Raw genomic sequence first — 14,907 nt, 5'->3', positions numbered from 1 at the left:
TCGGGCCGATCGCCCGCGCTTTCCCATGATTCTGCAGGCTACAGCGCCGCCGCATTCAGGAGCGGCGCCGTCTGATGCGAGGTGTCGTCGTTGAGCAATCTGGTTTTCGTGGCCAAGGAAAGCGTGGCGGAGGAGACGCGTGTTGCGGCTTCCGTTGAAACGGTAAAGAAGATGCGGAGCCTCGGTTTCGATGTCGTGATCGAAGCCGGCGCGGGTGGGTTGTCGCGCATCCCGGATGCCGAATATGAAGCCGCCGGTGCGCGGATCGGCTCCATCAAGGATGCGAAAGCCGCCGATGTCGTGCTCAAGGTCAGGCGGCCGACGAGCAAGGAGATTTCCGGTTACAAGAACGGCGCCATCGTCATCGCCATCATGGACCCTTATGGCAATGAGGCGGCGCTTGCCGAGATGGCGCGTCGCGGGCTGACGAGTTTCGCCATGGAACTGATGCCGCGCATCACCCGTGCGCAGTCGATGGACGTCCTTTCATCGCAGGCAAACCTTGCCGGCTATCAGGCCGTCATCGAGGCTGCGGCCGTTTATGACCGGGCACTGCCGATGATGATGACCGCGGCGGGCACTGTGCCGGCGGCGAAGGTGTTCGTCATGGGGGCAGGGGTTGCCGGCCTGCAGGCGATCGCCACGGCGCGGCGTCTCGGCGCGCAGGTCTCGGCGACCGATGTCCGCCCGGCAGCCAAGGAACAGGTCGCCTCGCTCGGCGCGAAATTCATCGCGGTCGAGGACGAAGAGTTCAAGGCGGCTGAAACCGCTGGCGGCTATGCCAAGGAAATGTCGAAAGAGTATCAGGCCAAGCAGGCCGCGCTCGTCGCCGATCACATCGCCAAGCAGGATATCGTCATCACTACGGCGCTCATTCCGGGGCGGCCGGCGCCGCGCCTTGTCGGGCGTGACATGCTGAAGGCGATGCGTCCTGGCGCCGTTGCGGTCGATCTGGCCGTGGAACGCGGCGGCAATATCGAGGGCGCCGAATATGGCAAGGTCGCCGAGGTCGAAGGCGTCAGGGTGGTCGGCTATCCCAACATGTCCGGGCGGATCGCAGCCAGCGCATCGGCTCTCTATGCCAAGAACCTCGTCACTTTTCTGGAAACGATGGTGGACAAGGATACGAAGAGCCTCGGCCTCAATCGCGCCGACGAGCTGATCAAGGCGACGATGCTGACCGATGACGGCGAAGTCGTGCACCCGAATTTCGTCGACCCGGACCAGGCGACCGTCAACAAGGGAGATCTCTGAGATGGCCAGCCAAGCAATGGACCAGGCACTCCAGCAACTGAACGATGCCGTTGCCGCCGTCACGACCGCCGCCGCGCAGGCGCCTGAGGTCGTCAGCGCCGCGACGGGCGGTGCGATCGACCCCTTCGTGTTCCAGTTGGCCATCTTCGTGCTGGCGATTTTCGTCGGCTATTACGTCGTCTGGTCGGTGACGCCGGCCCTGCACACGCCGCTGATGGCGGTCACGAACGCCATCTCCTCGGTCATCGTCGTCGGTGCATTGCTGGCCGTGGGCATTTCAGCAAGCGGTCTCGCCACAGGCTTCGGCTTCGTGGCGCTGGTGCTCGTCTCGGTCAATATCGTCGGCGGCTTCCTTGTCACCCAGCGCATGCTGGCGATGTACAAGAAAAAGGACAAGTGAGGGCGGCATGCTGAGCAATATCGCGGCTTTCCTCTATCTCGTCTCCGGCGTGCTGTTCATCCTGGCACTGCGCGGGCTCTCCCATCCAGCCACCAGCCGACGCGGCAATCTCTATGGTATGATCGGCATGGGTATTGCCATCGTCACCACGCTGGTGCTGGCAACTCCGTCCTTCGGCGGCTTCGTGCTGATCATCCTCGGCCTTGCAATTGGCGGCGGCGCAGGCGCCTACATCGCCCGCGTCATTCCGATGACGTCGATGCCGCAGCTTGTCGCAGGCTTCCACTCGCTGGTCGGTCTGGCGGCGGTCCTCGTCGCCGCCTCGGCGCTCTATACGCCATCCTCCTTTGGCATCGGCGAAATTGGCCATATCCATACGGAAGCCCGCATCGAAATGGCGATCGGCGTCGCGATCGGCGCATTGACCTTCACCGGGTCGATCATTGCTTTCCTGAAGCTCGACGGACGTATGTCCGGCAAGCCGATCCTGCTGCCGAACCGGCACATCATCAACGCCATCCTGCTCGCGTTGATCGTGTTCTTCTTCGTCGGTCTTGCCGCAAGCGAAAGCCACTTCGATTTCTGGGCCGTCGTCGTGCTTTCGCTCGCGCTCGGCGTGCTTTTGATCGTGCCGATCGGCGGCGCCGACATGCCTGTCGTCGTGTCGATGCTGAATTCCTATTCCGGCTGGGCGGCCGCCGGCATCGGCTTCACGCTCGGCAATCTCGCGCTCATCATCACCGGCGCGCTTGTTGGATCCTCGGGTGCGATCCTCTCCTACATCATGTGCAAGGGCATGAACCGCTCCTTCGTTTCGGTCATTCTCGGCGGTTTCGGCGGTGAGACGGCTTCGGGCGGAGCGGACAATTCCGACAAGACCGTAAAGCTCGGCTCGGCCGAAGACGCCGCCTATCTGATGGCGAACGCCTCGAAGGTCATCATCGTGCCGGGCTACGGCATGGCGGTGGCGCAGGCCCAGCATGCCCTGCGCGAAATGGCGGATAGGCTGAAGGCGCATGGCGTGGAAGTGAAATACGCGATCCACCCCGTTGCCGGCCGTATGCCAGGCCATATGAACGTGCTGCTCGCCGAAGCCAATGTGCCCTATGACGAGGTCTTCGAACTCGAGGATATCAATTCGGAATTCGCCCAGGCCGATGTCGCCTATGTCATCGGTGCCAACGACGTGACCAATCCGGCGGCGCGCGACGACAAGACCTCGCCGATCTATGGCATGCCGATCCTCGATGTCGACAAGGCGAAGACCTGCCTTTTCGTCAAGCGTTCGCTCGGCTCCGGTTATGCCGGCATCGACAACACGCTGTTCTACAAGGACGGCACGATGATGCTTCTGGGCGACGCCAAGAAAGTGACCGAGGAAATCGTCAAGGCGATGAACGAGTAAGCTGCTTCTGTGCTCGCAAGGGCGGCGGTTCTGCGCTCAACTCCTTTGACGCTCCATCATGTTGCGTGGTGCTGTCAGTATCCAGACGAGGCCAGCCGGACGGAAACTGACCTCGACGTGGCCGCTGAAGGATGCCGCGGCATGGGTTTTCGTGACGGTGGTGCCGAAGCCGGTATCGCTCGGCGGTTTGACCGGCGGACCGCCACTTTCGGTCCAGACGAAGCGGATCATGGTGCCGGTTTCACCAACTTCGTTCGTCCATTCGATCGTGATCTTGCCCTCCGGCGCGGAAAGCGCGCCATATTTCACCGAATTGGTGGCAAGCTCATGCAGGACCAGCCCGAGATTCTGCACTGCCTCCGGCTTCAGCAGAAAGTCATTGCCAAGAACGTCGAGTTGCTGAGGTCCTTGTAGGAAAGTCGCGAGATGGATGTCGATCACGCGGCGCAGCGACACGCCGGACCATTGTTCGCTGGTCAACACCTCGATTGAGCGCGCCAGGCCCTCCAGCCGGTCGGCGACGGCGCGCTGGAACGTATCGACACTGTCCGTCTGCCGTGCGAGCTGACGCGTCATTGCCTGGGCGAGTGCCAGCAGATTCTTGGTGCGGTGGACGAGTTCGTGCATGACGAAATGCAGCCGGTCCTCCGTGACACTGCGGTCGAAGGATGCGTTGGAAAGCGCAACGGCCACCTGGTTTGCCTCGATAACGCTGGTGTCGATCGGCGCCACGATCTCGCCGCGGCCCATGCGGTCCGCCATGTCGGCAATGTCCTGTATGGTGGTGCGCACCTGACGTGCCAGGGCATAGACGGCAATCAGCGCAATCAGCAACAGCGTCACACCGCCATAGATCAGAAAGCGCCAGGTGCTCATCAGCGAGGCCTGTGCAGAGGCGATCGGACCCCAGACGACGGCCTTCCAGGACCAGCCTGAGATTTGCGCATAACCGAGCACCGCGTTCGGCAGGACCTTGTCATCCTGATAGACGCCGCTGGAGGCAATCAGCTTCGGCAGAATGTTCTTATTGAATGGGTCGCCCGGGGCGAGGGTGGTCGGGCCACCGGCGGCAACGACATGGCCGGATTTGTCCAGAACGGCGGCGGACCAGCCAGGCGGCAGGGCTTCCGTCGTCACGAGTTTGGCGAGCTCGTCGGCATCCTGAGTGACCGCCAAAGCGGCGCCCGCAGGCGAATGTTCGAGGGGCAGGGTGACGTTATACACCCAGCGGCGGGCAGTCGAGCCGATGAAGACATCGGATGCCTCGATGCGGCCGGAGTCCAGCGCCGATTGCAGCGCGGCGATGTTGCCGGTCTTGCCGAGTGGCTTGCCAAGCGGCCAGCGGGTATTCAGCCGGAGCTGGCCATCCTTTTCCATAAGCAGCACGAAAAGCGAATCGGTGCGCAGGACCGTTTCCGTGCGGGCGAAGAAGGTGGCGATGTCGTTTCGCTCAAGCTCCGGCGAGGAAGACAGGAGCCGCAACGTCGTCGCCATGTCCTGCAATTGGCGATCGATGACGCGCGAGAGCGCCTGTGCATCCTGAACCGTATCGCCCTTCAGAGCATCGCGTTCATTATCCTCGAGTTGGACCAGAAGCAGCGCGACGAAGGCGAGAATAGGCAAGGCAATCGCCAAGGCTATGGCGATCAGATAGGCACCAATCGACGCTTTCGGAAAATGCGGCTTCCTCATGGGGCGATCAACCGATCGTGCCTCCATGAGGGTTCGACGCGCTGGCAAACGCGAAGAGAATGGTATTGGTCATCATGCCAAGCGCCCCCGTGCCCAGATCCGAGCTACATGCTCCTGAAGCGCCATGTTAGGGCTCGGTAATTTTCGTTGCAACATCTGAAAAGTCATTATTGCGAAATCGTAAGCGATCTCGGGTATTTACGACTGTGGCAATGCATCCCTGAAGTTGCGCTGACAAGCCTTGTGTTCAAGCTAGGCAAAGCGTGAGAGACGGAAGGGAGCAAGCTTGTGAGCTTCTCTACCATCGACGATCTCCTGTGCAGCGAGCAGGCCGACGAGCGGCGCCAGCGTGACGCCGGAGTGGAGAACTGCTAGGTAGAGGCCAGGTGCCGCACCGACACGACCCAGAATCGGAAGGCCGTCTCTCGGCGTCGGGCGATAGCCGATGGTATGGAAATCAAGCTCCAGCGCCTCGCCACCTTTCAAAGTCGCTTTGACTCTGGCGAAAAGATCGTCGGCTGCCGCTTGTGGATCGCTGCCGGGATCGGTGCCGCCGAAATCGCCGCCGGCGATGATTCGCCCCTCCGCCGTTTGGCGCAAATGCAGCTCCGGCGCCATCACCAGACCGTTCAACATTTTCTGCACCGGGCGGGAATGGACGATGAGTCCCGGAGGTGTTTCCAGTGGCACGAGAATATCCGCCGAGGCCGCAAGTGCCGGCGTGCCCGCGCCGGCGGCCAGAACGACATGATCGGCGCGCATCGGCCCTTCGCTCGTTTCGATGCCAATAATCCGCTCGCCCTCTCTGAGCAGGCCTTTGACCTCGACGCCGGATGACAGGATTGCTCCCTGACGGCGGGCGTCTTCCAGCAGCAGCTCGGCCGCCGCAACAGGTTCGACAGCGCCTTCCTCGGCGACATGCAGGGCATAATCCGGCGGATTGGCGAGGCCTGGTTCGATCATCGCGCTCGTTGCCCGGTTGACCGGCTGTATGCCATAGCCCCAGCCATGGTGCTGAGCGGCATAGGCATCGAGCTTTGCCTCGGGCAGGTCCCAGCACAGGCTGCCGCACCAGGACAAGGGAATGAGAGGCAGATCGCCTTGAAGCCTCGACCATTCAGCCATCGAGCGATGACGGATCTGGAAATAGAATTCCGGATTGCCCCAGCTCGCATTGATCCAGGCGAAGGAGTTCGGGGTCGCAACGCCGCCGGTCTGCTGAGCGACCACCGTCACGGATGCGCCCTTGCGACCGAGATGCCAGGCGATGGAGGCACCGATGATTCCGGCGCCGACGACGATGACTTTTTGCGGGGAGGGCATGTCTTGGTCTCGCTTGAACGGGTGAGCCGAGACTACAGCATGTCGCGCGAAAGTGTGCAGTGGTTTTGCGATAACGACATGCACAAAATCAAAGAGCTAAAGCTCAAGAAGCGAATTTGCAGGATCGCGATGCGCTTTAGGTTTTGCCTAGGCAAAGAAAAGCCGCCAGGCAGGGACTGCCGGCGGCTGAATGTCTTGTTTCGCTACGCGCCTATATCAGGAGCCGGCACCGACACGCGCCAGGCCATCCCTGGCGGGCTGGTAGTTGGGATCGAGATTGACGGCGTGCTGATAGGAACGGCGCGCTTTCACCTTGTCGCCCTTGCGCTCGTAGACGAACGCCTGGTTCGCCCAGGATTCGGCGACCTTGTTATTCAGATCGATGGCATGGTTGAAATCGGCAAAGGCGTTGTCGTCGTCGTTCTGCGCAAGATAGGAAATGCCGCGGCTGTTGTAAGGCTCCGGCGAATTCGGCGAGAGCGAGATCGCCTTGGAGAAATCGTCGATTGCCTTGTCCTGCTGATTGCGCTTCTGGAAGATCACGCCGCGGCCGTTATAGGCGCGCCCATCCGTCGTGCCCAGGCTGATGGCCTTGGAATAGTCGTTGAAGGCGTCGTTATCGCGCCCGGACTGGCGATAGAGGTTGCCGCGGCCGATATAGGCGACATCGTAGTTGCCATTGATCTGCAGCGAGGCGTTGTAGTCTGCCACTGCTTCCGGCAGCTTGCCCATGTTGCGGTAGATGAGCGCGCGGTTGGCATAGGCCTGATAGAACTTCGGATTGAGCTGGATCGCCTGATTGAAGTCGGCAAGCGCGCGGTTGAAATCGCCGCCGCGGCCATAGGCCGTGCCGCGCACATTGTAGCCTTCCGGATCCTGCGGATTGGCATTGATGACCGATGTCAGCGAGGCGATGTTCTCTGAGGAGCCTTGCGCCTTGTCGATCTGGATCACGTTGTCGGTGGAGGCGGTCTGGCAGCCGGAAAGGCTGATTGCGGCAAGTATCGCCAAGGCAGGCAGGGCCGCGGCGCGCTTCGAAACGAGTAAGGAGAGGTTCGAAGTGCGGAACTTTACGGAAGTCGTCATTGCCATTATCGGGTTCGCTTTCCCCATGCGTCATATCAGGCTGTTCTGATTTAATCCGATTTGCGTAGAGAATAAATCAAAAAGGCGGCGGCGAACGACTCGCCCCCGCCACACATGCATCTGAAAACGTCGAAAAAACGGCGATTACTTGGCAACAAGGCCTTCGCGCTGAGCGCGCTTGCGAGCAAGCTTGCGAACGCGACGAACAGCTTCAGCCTTCTCGCGAGCACGCTTCTGCGACGGCTTTTCGTAGTAGTCGCGCATCTTCATTTCGCGGAAAATACCTTCGCGCTGCATCTTCTTCTTGAGAGCGCGGAGAGCCTGGTCGACATTGTTATCGCGGACAAGTACCTGCACGAGAATCACGTTCCTTTGGTTTGGTTGATGCCAGCGGCGACGGCAGCGCCAGGAGGCAAAAATATAACGTTCGCGCAGCCGCAGCCTTGCGATTGGTTAGGCGAGATAGCAGATCGGTTTGTCAAAGTCTAGCCAGATCGTGAGTTTGCGGGGGAAAAAGCTAGTTGTCGAGTACCGAATTCAGCCAATGATGTCTTTGGTCTTCACGGAAGCTGTTGAATAGGCGATTGGCGGACGCCGATCTTTGCGACATTGACATGCTTGTGTGAGTATTTCGGATCACCGTCATTTCGGGTGTCACGAGGATTGTGCGATTCGAGCAGTTATCCGAAGCCAGGGGGAATCGCCTTATGAAATCGCGTTGCTTTGTTGCCGTTGGGATATTGTTTGCAGGGTTTGCGCTTGGTCTTGTGGTTCTCACTGCGACGCTTGCGCCTGCCGCGGCCGGCGAAGTGCGACTCGGCAAGAATGTGCGCATCGGTGGTCATGATTTTTCCAATCAGACCTACGACAGCAAACATCGTGCGAGAATCTATCTTTACAATGGAAAGCCGCGGAAAGAGGGATGCGTCTGGCGTAAGGATGGCAATGGTGGGCATGTGAAGGTCTGCCATCTGCAGCGCAAATAGATCTGCTAGCATTCGTGAGCAGGCGGCTCGGCCGCTCGGCAATTTTAACCGTGTCGAAAGACGGTCCTGAATGCGTCGCAAAAGAGCCGTTGTGTCGGTTTTTGATTTGCGATTTGTATGACCCACAAGAAGGGCGTCTTGCCTGAAGGAGTTGAGGGCGAATGCGTAAATACTCGGTTTTTGCCGTGGCACGGGAAGCGATGCGGGCTCACAAGGGCTGGGAGGCTCAGTGGACTTCGCCGGAGCCGCGCAAGGAGTATGACGTCATCATTGTTGGCGCCGGCGGTCACGGCCTGGGTGCGGCCTACTATCTCGCCAAGGAGCACGGCATCACCAACGTCGCCGTCATCGAAAAGGGCTGGCTCGGCGGCGGCAATACCGGCCGCAACACCACCATCATCCGCTCGAACTATCTCTATGAAGAGAGCATGCACATCTACGAGCATTCGATGAAGCTCTGGGAGGGGCTGTCTCAGGATCTCAATTACAATGTCATGTATTCGCCGCGCGGCGTGATGATGCTGTCGCACAATGTGCATGACCAGCAGTCCTTCAAGCGGCATATCCACGCCAACCGTCTCTACGGCATCGACAACGAATGGCTGACGCCGGAGCAGGCCAAGGCCTATTGTCCGCCGCTCGATATTTCGAAGACGGCGCGCTATCCGATCAACGGCGCTGCCCTGCAGCGTCGCGGCGGTACGGCGCGCCACGATGCGGTCGCCTGGGGCTTTGCCCGCGCGGCTTCCGATCGCGGCGTGCACATCATCCAGAATTGCGAAGTGACCGGCATTCGCCGCGGCCTGGATGGCCGCGTGACGGGTGTCGACACGAGCAAGGGCTTCATCGGCGCCAAGAAGGTCGGCGTTTCCGCAGCAGGTCACACCACCGTCGTCATGCAGATGGCCGGCGTGCGCGTACCGCTGCAATCGAGCCCGCTGCAGGCGCTGGTCTCGGAACCGCTGAAGCCGATCTTCCCTTGCGTCGTCATGTCGAACACGGTGCATGCCTATATCTCGCAGTCCGACAAGGGCGAACTCGTCATCGGCGCCGGCACCGACCAGTACAACTCCTATAGCCAGACCGGCGGATTGCAGATCATCACCCACACGCTGGATGCGATCTGCGAGCTCTTCCCGATGTTCCGCCGCGTGAAGATGATGCGCTCCTGGGGCGGCATCGTCGACAACACGCCGGATCGTTCGGCGATCCAGTCGAAGACGCCGGTTCCGGGGCTCTATGTCAATTGCGGCTGGGGCACGGGCGGCTTCAAGGCGACACCGGGTTCGGCCAATCTCTTTGCGCATCTGATTGCCCGCGACGAGCCGCATAAGTTCAACGCCGGACTTAATCTGGATCGCTTCCGCACCGGCCGTCTGATCGATGAGGCGGCAGCCGCCGCCGTGGCGCACTGATGCCGGCGGCGGTCGGGATCTTTCTTGCCGCGGGGCTTTCACTGCCGGCAGGAACGATCGTGACCGCAGTCAACGATCTCGTTCCGGGGGTCAAGGATTTTCGTATGCAGGTGATCCACAAGGCGAAGGATGAGGTCGATTGGCCCTTCGTGGCAGAAAGCGGCGTGCTTGCCTGCGCCAAGGTGCTGAACAAGCCGGCGGTTTATTTCGTGCCCGACCAGAAACCTGAGGCAACCAGGGCCTTCGTGCTCGATACGGATCTCTTCGGCATGAGCCTGGTCAATATAGGGATGACCAACGTGCTGAAACCCTATGGATCGCTGGAGGCGCTGCTGAAGCGCATAACCCCTTTCGTCACCATGGGACGGCGGCTTTGCGCACAGCCTCCCGGCACAAGCCTTACAGGCTCCGAGCTTTAACACAGGTAGAAAACGATGCTTTTGATTTACTGCCCCTATTGCGAGGAAGAGCGCTCGGAACTCGAATTCCGCAACGCCGGCGACGCGCATATTGTGCGGCCGGCCAATATTGCCGGGATCTCGGATGAGGAGTTCGAGGAATATTTCTTCCTGCGTGACAATCCGAAGGGTCTGATCTTCGAGCGCTGGCGGCACATTCATGGTTGCGGCCGCTTCTTCAATGCGGCGCGCGACACGGTGAGCGATCATTTCTACCGCACCTACAAGGCCGGCGAGCCGAGGCCGGATCCGGCGACGCTGCGGCCGGGTGCCTCCGAGCCGGCGGCGCAGCAACAGAATGAACAAGAACAGACGGCACAAACAGAGGGATTTGCTGAATGAGCGGCGCCAATCGTATCGCGGGCAAGGGACGTCTGACGCCGGCCAGAACCGCTCGCTTCACTTTTGACGGCAAGAGTTATACCGCGCTGGAGGGCGACAGCGTCGCCTCGGCACTGCTTGCCAACGGCGTCCATCTCGTCGGCCGTTCCTTCAAGTATCATCGTCCGCGCGGCATCCTGTCCGCGGGCGCCGAAGAGCCGAATGCGCTGCTCGATATCTCCCGCGATGCGGCGCGCAGGCAGCCGAACGTGCGCGCCAGCGTGCAGGAAGTCTTCGATGGCATGAAGGCGCAGTCGCAGAACCGCTGGCCGTCGCTTGCCTTCGATATCGGCGGTGTCAACAATCTCATGTCGCCCTTCTTTGCGGCCGGCTTCTACTACAAGACCTTCATGTGGCCGAAGTCGGCCTGGAAGCACATCTATGAGCCCTTCATCCGTCGTGCCGCCGGCCTGGGTGTCGCGCCGACGGAAGAGGATCCGGATCACTACGCCAGCCGCTATGCCCATTGTGACGTCCTCGTCGTCGGCGCCGGTGTTGCCGGTCTTTCCGCGGCACTCGCTGCTGCCGAAACCGGCGCCAAGGTCATTCTCTGCGACGAGCAGCCGGAGGTCGGCGGTGCGCTGCGCTTCGATACCGGCACCAGGATCGATGGCGTCGAGGGCTATGACTGGGCGCAGGCTATCGTTGCCAAGCTCAAGGCGATGCCGAATGTGGAGGTGCTGACCCGCACGACGGCCTTTGGCTATTACAACCACAATTTCTTCGGCCTTGCCGAGCGCGTGACCGACCATCTGGCGAAGCCGGGCCGCGATCTGCCGCGCGAACGCCTGTGGCAGGTCCGCGCCAAGCGCGCCATCCTCGCGACGGGCGCTATCGAACGCCACATGGTATTTCCAAACAACGACCGTCCGGGCATCATGCTCGCCTCGGCCGCACGCGCCTATCTCAACCATTACGGCGTCACAGTCGGCGCGAAGATCGGCGTCTACACGGCGCATGATTCGGCCTATGAAGCCGCTTTCGATCTGAAGCGTGCCGGGGTTTCGGTTGCTGCCATCGTTGATAGCCGTGCGCGTCCCGGCGAGGCAGTTCTGGCAGAGGCAAAACGGCTCGGCATCGAGGTGATGACCGATTACGCCGTCATAGACACGGCCGGCAAGCTTCGCGTTTCCTCCATGACCGTGGCGCGCAACGGCAGCTCCGCCAAGCGCAAGATCGCCATCGATGCGCTGCTGGTGTCTGCCGGCTGGACGCCGTCCGTCCATCTCTTCTCGCAATCGCGCGGCAAGCTGAAATTCGATGCCGAGAAGCAGCGCTTCTTGCCAGGCACCTATGTTCAGGATTGCCTTTCGGTCGGTGCCTGCAACGGCACGGATGGCCTGCAGGCCGCGATCGAGGAATCACTTGCCGCCGGCGAGCTGATGGCTCGCGCCACCGGCGCCACCAATGGCGGCGAAAAGATCCAGCTTCACGCCGAGCAGGCCTTCGAATGGACCGGCGGCATGATTGGCGCTGCCGAAGGTGCTGGACCGGACACGAATGCCAAGGCTTTCGTCGATTTCCAGCATGATGTCTGCGCCAAGGATATCCGCCTTGCCGTGCGCGAGGGCATGCACTCCATCGAGCATATCAAGCGCTTCACCACCAACGGCATGGCGTCCGATCAGGGCAAGCTTTCCAACATGCACGGGCTGGCGATCGCCGCCGAAATGCTCGGCAAGGATATTCCGCAGGTTGGTCTCACCACCTTCCGCGCGCCCTATACGCCCGTTACCTACGGCACGCTGATCAGCCATTCGCGCGGGTTCCTTTTCGATCCCGCCCGCAAGACGCCGATGCATGCCTGGGAAGAGGCGCACGGCGCGATCTTCGAAGATGTCGGCAACTGGAAGCGTGCGTGGTTCTATCCGCGCGCCGGCGAGACCATGCATCAGGCCGTCAACCGCGAGTGCCGTACGGCGCGCGAAGTGGCAGGCGTGTTCGATGCCTCGACGCTCGGCAAGATCGAGGTGGTCGGTCCTGACGCGGCCGAGTTCCTGAACCTGATCTATACCAATGCCTGGGATACGCTGAAACCTGGCCGCTGCCGCTACGGCATCATGACCCGTGAGGACGGCTTCGTTTACGACGACGGCGTCGTCGGACGCCTTGCCGACGATCGCTTCCATGTGACGACGACAACAGGCGGTGCGCCGCGCGTCCTGCATCATATGGAAGATTATCTGCAGACCGAGTTCCCGCATCTGAAGGTGTGGCTGACATCGACCACCGAGCAATGGGCCGTCATCGCCGTGCAAGGGCCGAAGGCGCGTGAGATCATCGAGCCGCTTGTCGAGGGGCAGGACCTGTCCAACGAGGCCTTCCCGCATATGAGCGTGGCCGAGTGCAAGGTCTGCGGCGTGCCGGCGCGGCTGTTCCGCGTGTCCTTCACCGGTGAAGTCGGCTATGAAATCAACGTGCCGGCTGATTACGGCCAGTCCGTGTGGGAAGCCGTCTGGGCGCGGGCCGAGCCGCTGGGCGCTTGCGCCTACGGTACCGAGACCATGCACGTGCTGCGCGCCGAGAAGGGCTACATCATCGTCGGCCAGGATACCGACGGCACTGTCACGCCTGAGGATGCCGGCCTTGCCTGGGCCGTTTCCAAGAAGAAGACTGATTTCGTCGGCATCCGCGGCCTGAAGCGGCCGGATCTCGTCAAGGAAGGGCGCAAGCAGCTCGTCGGTCTCGTGACCCGCGATCCAAAGGTGGTGCTGGAAGAGGGCGCGCAGATCGTCGCCGATCCGAACGAGCAGAAGCCGATGACCATGCTCGGCCATGTCACCTCTTCCTACTGGTCCGAAAATCTCGGCCGCTCCATCGCCTTTGCGCTGGTTGCCGGCGGACGCGAGCGCATGGGCAAGACGCTTTATGTGCCGATGCCTGACAAGACAATTGCCGTCGAGGTGACGGATCTGGTGTTCTTTGACAAGGAAGGAGGCCGGATCAATGGCTGATCTCGCTACCCGCAGACTGCCGCTCACTGGCCGCCATGGCGGCTCCTCGACCGTCCGGTTGACGCCGGCAGCCCCTGCGAGCCGCATTTCGCTGCGCGCGCCTGCCGATTCCGTCGACGGTCTTTCGCAGGCGCTTGGGCTTCAGCTGTCGACCCGGCCGAAGACCTCGGCCAGCAATAATGGTCGTCATGCCCTCTGGCTCGGGCCGGACGAATGGCTCGTCATCGATGAAAACGGTGCCGAGCTGGTCGGCGTGGCTGGATCGTCCGGCGTGTTGCATTCGGCGACGGATGTCTCGCATCGCAACACGGCAATCATCGTCTCCGGCCCCGGTGCTGAAGCGACGCTTGCCGCCGGCTGCCCGCAGGACGTTTCGCTAAGCGCATTCCCCGTCGGCGCCTGCTCGCGCACGCTGCTTGGCAAGGCGGAAGTAGTGATCTTGCGGCTCGACGAGGAGACATTCCGCGTCGAAGTCTGGCGCTCCTTCTCCGGCTACGCCTTCGGTCTTCTGGCCGAGGGCGCGGAGGATGCGGGCCTTTAGACTCGGGAGGCTTCTGCGAGTAAAGCTTAGGTAAAGATTGGCTCGATGCATGACGCCGAGAGTTGATGGCAATAGATCTTGTTTGTCGTCAATTTCGGTCGCATATTGGTTGTAAAGGTGAGCTCGCAACACTCGCCTTCAATCAGCGCATTTTAATGCGCGATAAAAAGGCCATACCATGGGCTCTGATAGAAAAAGCCTTGAAGTCGATTCCAAGTCATGGACTGGAATTGGGACTCAGTCAGGAGGCTCACAACCTTCCGTGCGAAGTGAATATTTCACTATAGAATATATATGCCGCTTTGCCTTATGGTGGAGTTTAGCGCAGGTGGCCTTACGAACAATAGAGTGGATTCTTCAAAAGGAATATTCTCTGAGTTTTCTGTATGGAAAGCCGGATTTAGGTTTTTATATAGTCTACATTTCGCTCGCAGCGATCGCGTTTGCCATTCTGTCTTTCAGAAAAAAGTCTCGCGATCCAAAAAAACTTTAAGCCCCTTCCGGCCGATCCTTCGGATCGAACTGCGATATGGTCGTCCATGTCGCCGTCAGCGCTGGCTTGCGTTCGTCTTCGATTTCGACCGTCACGTCATAGGTCAGCATTAGCATGTTGGCGCCGCGCAGCCGGGTTTCGGCGAGTGTGAAGTGTCCGCGCACCCGCGCGCCGCACTTGACCGGCGACATGAAGCGGATCTTTTCGAAGCCGTAGTTGATACCCATGGTCTGCTCGCGGATCTTCGGCAGGCCGCTGTAGTTCATCGCCGAGAGCAGGGAGAGCGTCAGGAAGCCGTGAGCAATGGTGCCGCCATAGGGCGTTTCCGCCTTGGCCCGCTCGGGATCGACGTGGATGAACTGATGATCGAGCGTCGCATCGGCAAAGGTGTCGATCATCGTCTGGTCGACAGTGATCCAGTCGGAAACGCCAATCTCGGTTCCCACAAGTTTCATGATCTCAACAAGCGAGATATCGCCGGGCATTCCATCCTCGTCGGTCTGTGTCGTCAGAATCCTT

General features: G+C 60.7%; 14 protein-coding genes. 8 read left to right on the top strand and 6 right to left on the bottom strand.

Annotated features, from left to right (window positions below; genetic code table 11):
• The first annotated feature begins 90 nt into the window (after nucleotides 1-90).
• The 3 genes from AC13Q5_RS27630 to AC13Q5_RS27620 are packed head-to-tail and all read left to right on the top strand — an operon-like array spanning nucleotide 91 to nucleotide 3,059.
• Nucleotides 91-1,254, top strand: a complete 1,164-nt coding sequence (locus AC13Q5_RS27630; protein WP_075851669.1) for a Re/Si-specific NAD(P)(+) transhydrogenase subunit alpha — start codon at nucleotides 91-93, stop codon at nucleotides 1,252-1,254.
• A gap of 1 nt (nucleotide 1,255) precedes the next feature.
• Nucleotides 1,256-1,654 (top strand): NAD(P) transhydrogenase subunit alpha part 2, encoded by a 399-nt coding sequence (locus AC13Q5_RS27625; protein ID WP_075851668.1) that lies wholly within the window; start codon nucleotides 1,256-1,258, stop codon nucleotides 1,652-1,654.
• 10 nt (nucleotides 1,655-1,664) lie between these two features.
• A complete protein-coding gene (locus tag AC13Q5_RS27620; RefSeq protein WP_488503944.1) occupies nucleotides 1,665-3,059 on the top strand; it encodes an NAD(P)(+) transhydrogenase (Re/Si-specific) subunit beta in 1,395 nt (464 codons plus the stop codon).
• Nucleotides 3,060-3,095: 36 nt separating this feature from the next.
• On the opposite strand, the gene AC13Q5_RS27615 is transcribed toward AC13Q5_RS27620, so the two are convergent.
• The 5 genes from AC13Q5_RS27615 to AC13Q5_RS27595 all read right to left on the bottom strand — a co-directional run bounded on the left by AC13Q5_RS27615 (nucleotide 3,096) and on the right by AC13Q5_RS27595 (nucleotide 8,116).
• Nucleotides 3,096-4,751 (bottom strand): sensor histidine kinase, encoded by a 1,656-nt coding sequence (locus AC13Q5_RS27615; protein WP_075851667.1) that lies wholly within the window; start codon nucleotides 4,749-4,751, stop codon nucleotides 3,096-3,098.
• A 252-nt stretch (nucleotides 4,752-5,003) separates the two neighbouring features.
• On the bottom strand, nucleotides 5,004-6,074 hold the full coding sequence (locus tag AC13Q5_RS27610) for an NAD(P)/FAD-dependent oxidoreductase (RefSeq protein WP_488503856.1): 1,071 nt from the start codon (nucleotides 6,072-6,074) through the stop codon (nucleotides 5,004-5,006).
• Between the two features lie 216 nt (nucleotides 6,075-6,290).
• Nucleotides 6,291-7,166 (bottom strand): tetratricopeptide repeat protein, encoded by an 876-nt coding sequence (locus AC13Q5_RS27605; RefSeq protein WP_075851665.1) that lies wholly within the window; start codon nucleotides 7,164-7,166, stop codon nucleotides 6,291-6,293.
• 138 nt (nucleotides 7,167-7,304) lie between these two features.
• Complete coding sequence (gene rpsU / locus AC13Q5_RS27600; protein ID WP_004117638.1) at nucleotides 7,305-7,517, bottom strand: 30S ribosomal protein S21; 213 nt, start codon at nucleotides 7,515-7,517, stop codon at nucleotides 7,305-7,307.
• 323 nt (nucleotides 7,518-7,840) lie between these two features.
• Entirely contained in the window at nucleotides 7,841-8,116 is a 276-nt protein-coding gene (locus AC13Q5_RS27595; RefSeq protein WP_488503855.1) for a hypothetical protein, read from the bottom strand.
• A 191-nt stretch (nucleotides 8,117-8,307) separates the two neighbouring features.
• Between AC13Q5_RS27595 and AC13Q5_RS27590 the strand changes: the two genes are divergently transcribed.
• Genes AC13Q5_RS27590 through AC13Q5_RS27570 form a run of 5 tightly spaced genes read left to right on the top strand, consistent with a single transcriptional unit; the run spans nucleotide 8,308 to nucleotide 13,895 of the window.
• Nucleotides 8,308-9,561 carry a sarcosine oxidase subunit beta family protein gene (locus tag AC13Q5_RS27590; RefSeq protein WP_488503854.1) on the top strand — a complete coding sequence of 418 codons (1,254 nt, stop codon included), beginning with the start codon at nucleotides 8,308-8,310 and terminating at the stop codon, nucleotides 9,559-9,561.
• Entirely contained in the window at nucleotides 9,561-9,980 is a 420-nt protein-coding gene (locus AC13Q5_RS27585; protein ID WP_488503853.1) for a hypothetical protein, read from the top strand. Before AC13Q5_RS27590 ends, AC13Q5_RS27585 begins: the two co-directional genes overlap by 1 nt.
• Before the next feature lie 15 nt (nucleotides 9,981-9,995).
• Nucleotides 9,996-10,361, top strand: a complete 366-nt coding sequence (locus AC13Q5_RS27580; RefSeq protein WP_488503852.1) for a sarcosine oxidase subunit delta — start codon at nucleotides 9,996-9,998, stop codon at nucleotides 10,359-10,361.
• A complete protein-coding gene (locus AC13Q5_RS27575) occupies nucleotides 10,358-13,354 on the top strand; it encodes a sarcosine oxidase subunit alpha (protein WP_488503851.1) in 2,997 nt (998 codons plus the stop codon). Before AC13Q5_RS27580 ends, AC13Q5_RS27575 begins: the two co-directional genes overlap by 4 nt.
• Nucleotides 13,347-13,895, top strand: a complete 549-nt coding sequence (locus AC13Q5_RS27570; protein WP_488503850.1) for a sarcosine oxidase subunit gamma — start codon at nucleotides 13,347-13,349, stop codon at nucleotides 13,893-13,895. The genes AC13Q5_RS27575 and AC13Q5_RS27570 overlap by 8 nt, the downstream gene beginning before the upstream one ends.
• Before the next feature lie 489 nt (nucleotides 13,896-14,384).
• On the opposite strand, the gene AC13Q5_RS27565 is transcribed toward AC13Q5_RS27570, so the two are convergent.
• Nucleotides 14,385-14,873 (bottom strand): MaoC family dehydratase, encoded by a 489-nt coding sequence (locus AC13Q5_RS27565; protein ID WP_488503849.1) that lies wholly within the window; start codon nucleotides 14,871-14,873, stop codon nucleotides 14,385-14,387.
• Between the last annotated feature and the right edge of the window lie 34 nt (nucleotides 14,874-14,907).

It is taken from the genome of Martinezella sp. CNPSo 3964, from assembly GCF_057784375.1.
Note: the sequence above shows the minus strand (reverse complement) of the source record. Positions and strands in the feature narration are given on the sequence as shown.

What these genes read in the sequence shown, in the direction of transcription:
- AC13Q5_RS27625 (WP_075851668.1), top strand. Translation starts at nt 1,256, where the DNA reads ATGGCCAGCCAAGCAATGGACCAGGCACTCCAGCAACTGAACGATGCC.
- AC13Q5_RS27615 (WP_075851667.1), bottom strand. Translation starts at nt 4,751, where the DNA reads ATGAGGAAGCCGCATTTTCCGAAAGCGTCGATTGGTGCCTATCTGATC.
- AC13Q5_RS27610 (WP_488503856.1), bottom strand. Translation starts at nt 6,074, where the DNA reads ATGCCCTCCCCGCAAAAAGTCATCGTCGTCGGCGCCGGAATCATCGGT.
- AC13Q5_RS27605 (WP_075851665.1), bottom strand. Translation starts at nt 7,166, where the DNA reads ATGGCAATGACGACTTCCGTAAAGTTCCGCACTTCGAACCTCTCCTTA.
- AC13Q5_RS27595 (WP_488503855.1), bottom strand. Translation starts at nt 8,116, where the DNA reads ATGCCCACCATTGCCATCCTTACGCCAGACGCATCCCTCTTTCCGCGG.
- AC13Q5_RS27590 (WP_488503854.1), top strand. Translation starts at nt 8,308, where the DNA reads ATGCGTAAATACTCGGTTTTTGCCGTGGCACGGGAAGCGATGCGGGCT.
- AC13Q5_RS27585 (WP_488503853.1), top strand. Translation starts at nt 9,561, where the DNA reads ATGCCGGCGGCGGTCGGGATCTTTCTTGCCGCGGGGCTTTCACTGCCG.
- AC13Q5_RS27580 (WP_488503852.1), top strand. Translation starts at nt 9,996, where the DNA reads ATGCTTTTGATTTACTGCCCCTATTGCGAGGAAGAGCGCTCGGAACTC.
- AC13Q5_RS27575 (WP_488503851.1), top strand. Translation starts at nt 10,358, where the DNA reads ATGAGCGGCGCCAATCGTATCGCGGGCAAGGGACGTCTGACGCCGGCC.
- AC13Q5_RS27570 (WP_488503850.1), top strand. Translation starts at nt 13,347, where the DNA reads ATGGCTGATCTCGCTACCCGCAGACTGCCGCTCACTGGCCGCCATGGC.
- AC13Q5_RS27565 (WP_488503849.1), bottom strand. Translation starts at nt 14,873, where the DNA reads ATGCCCGGCGATATCTCGCTTGTTGAGATCATGAAACTTGTGGGAACC.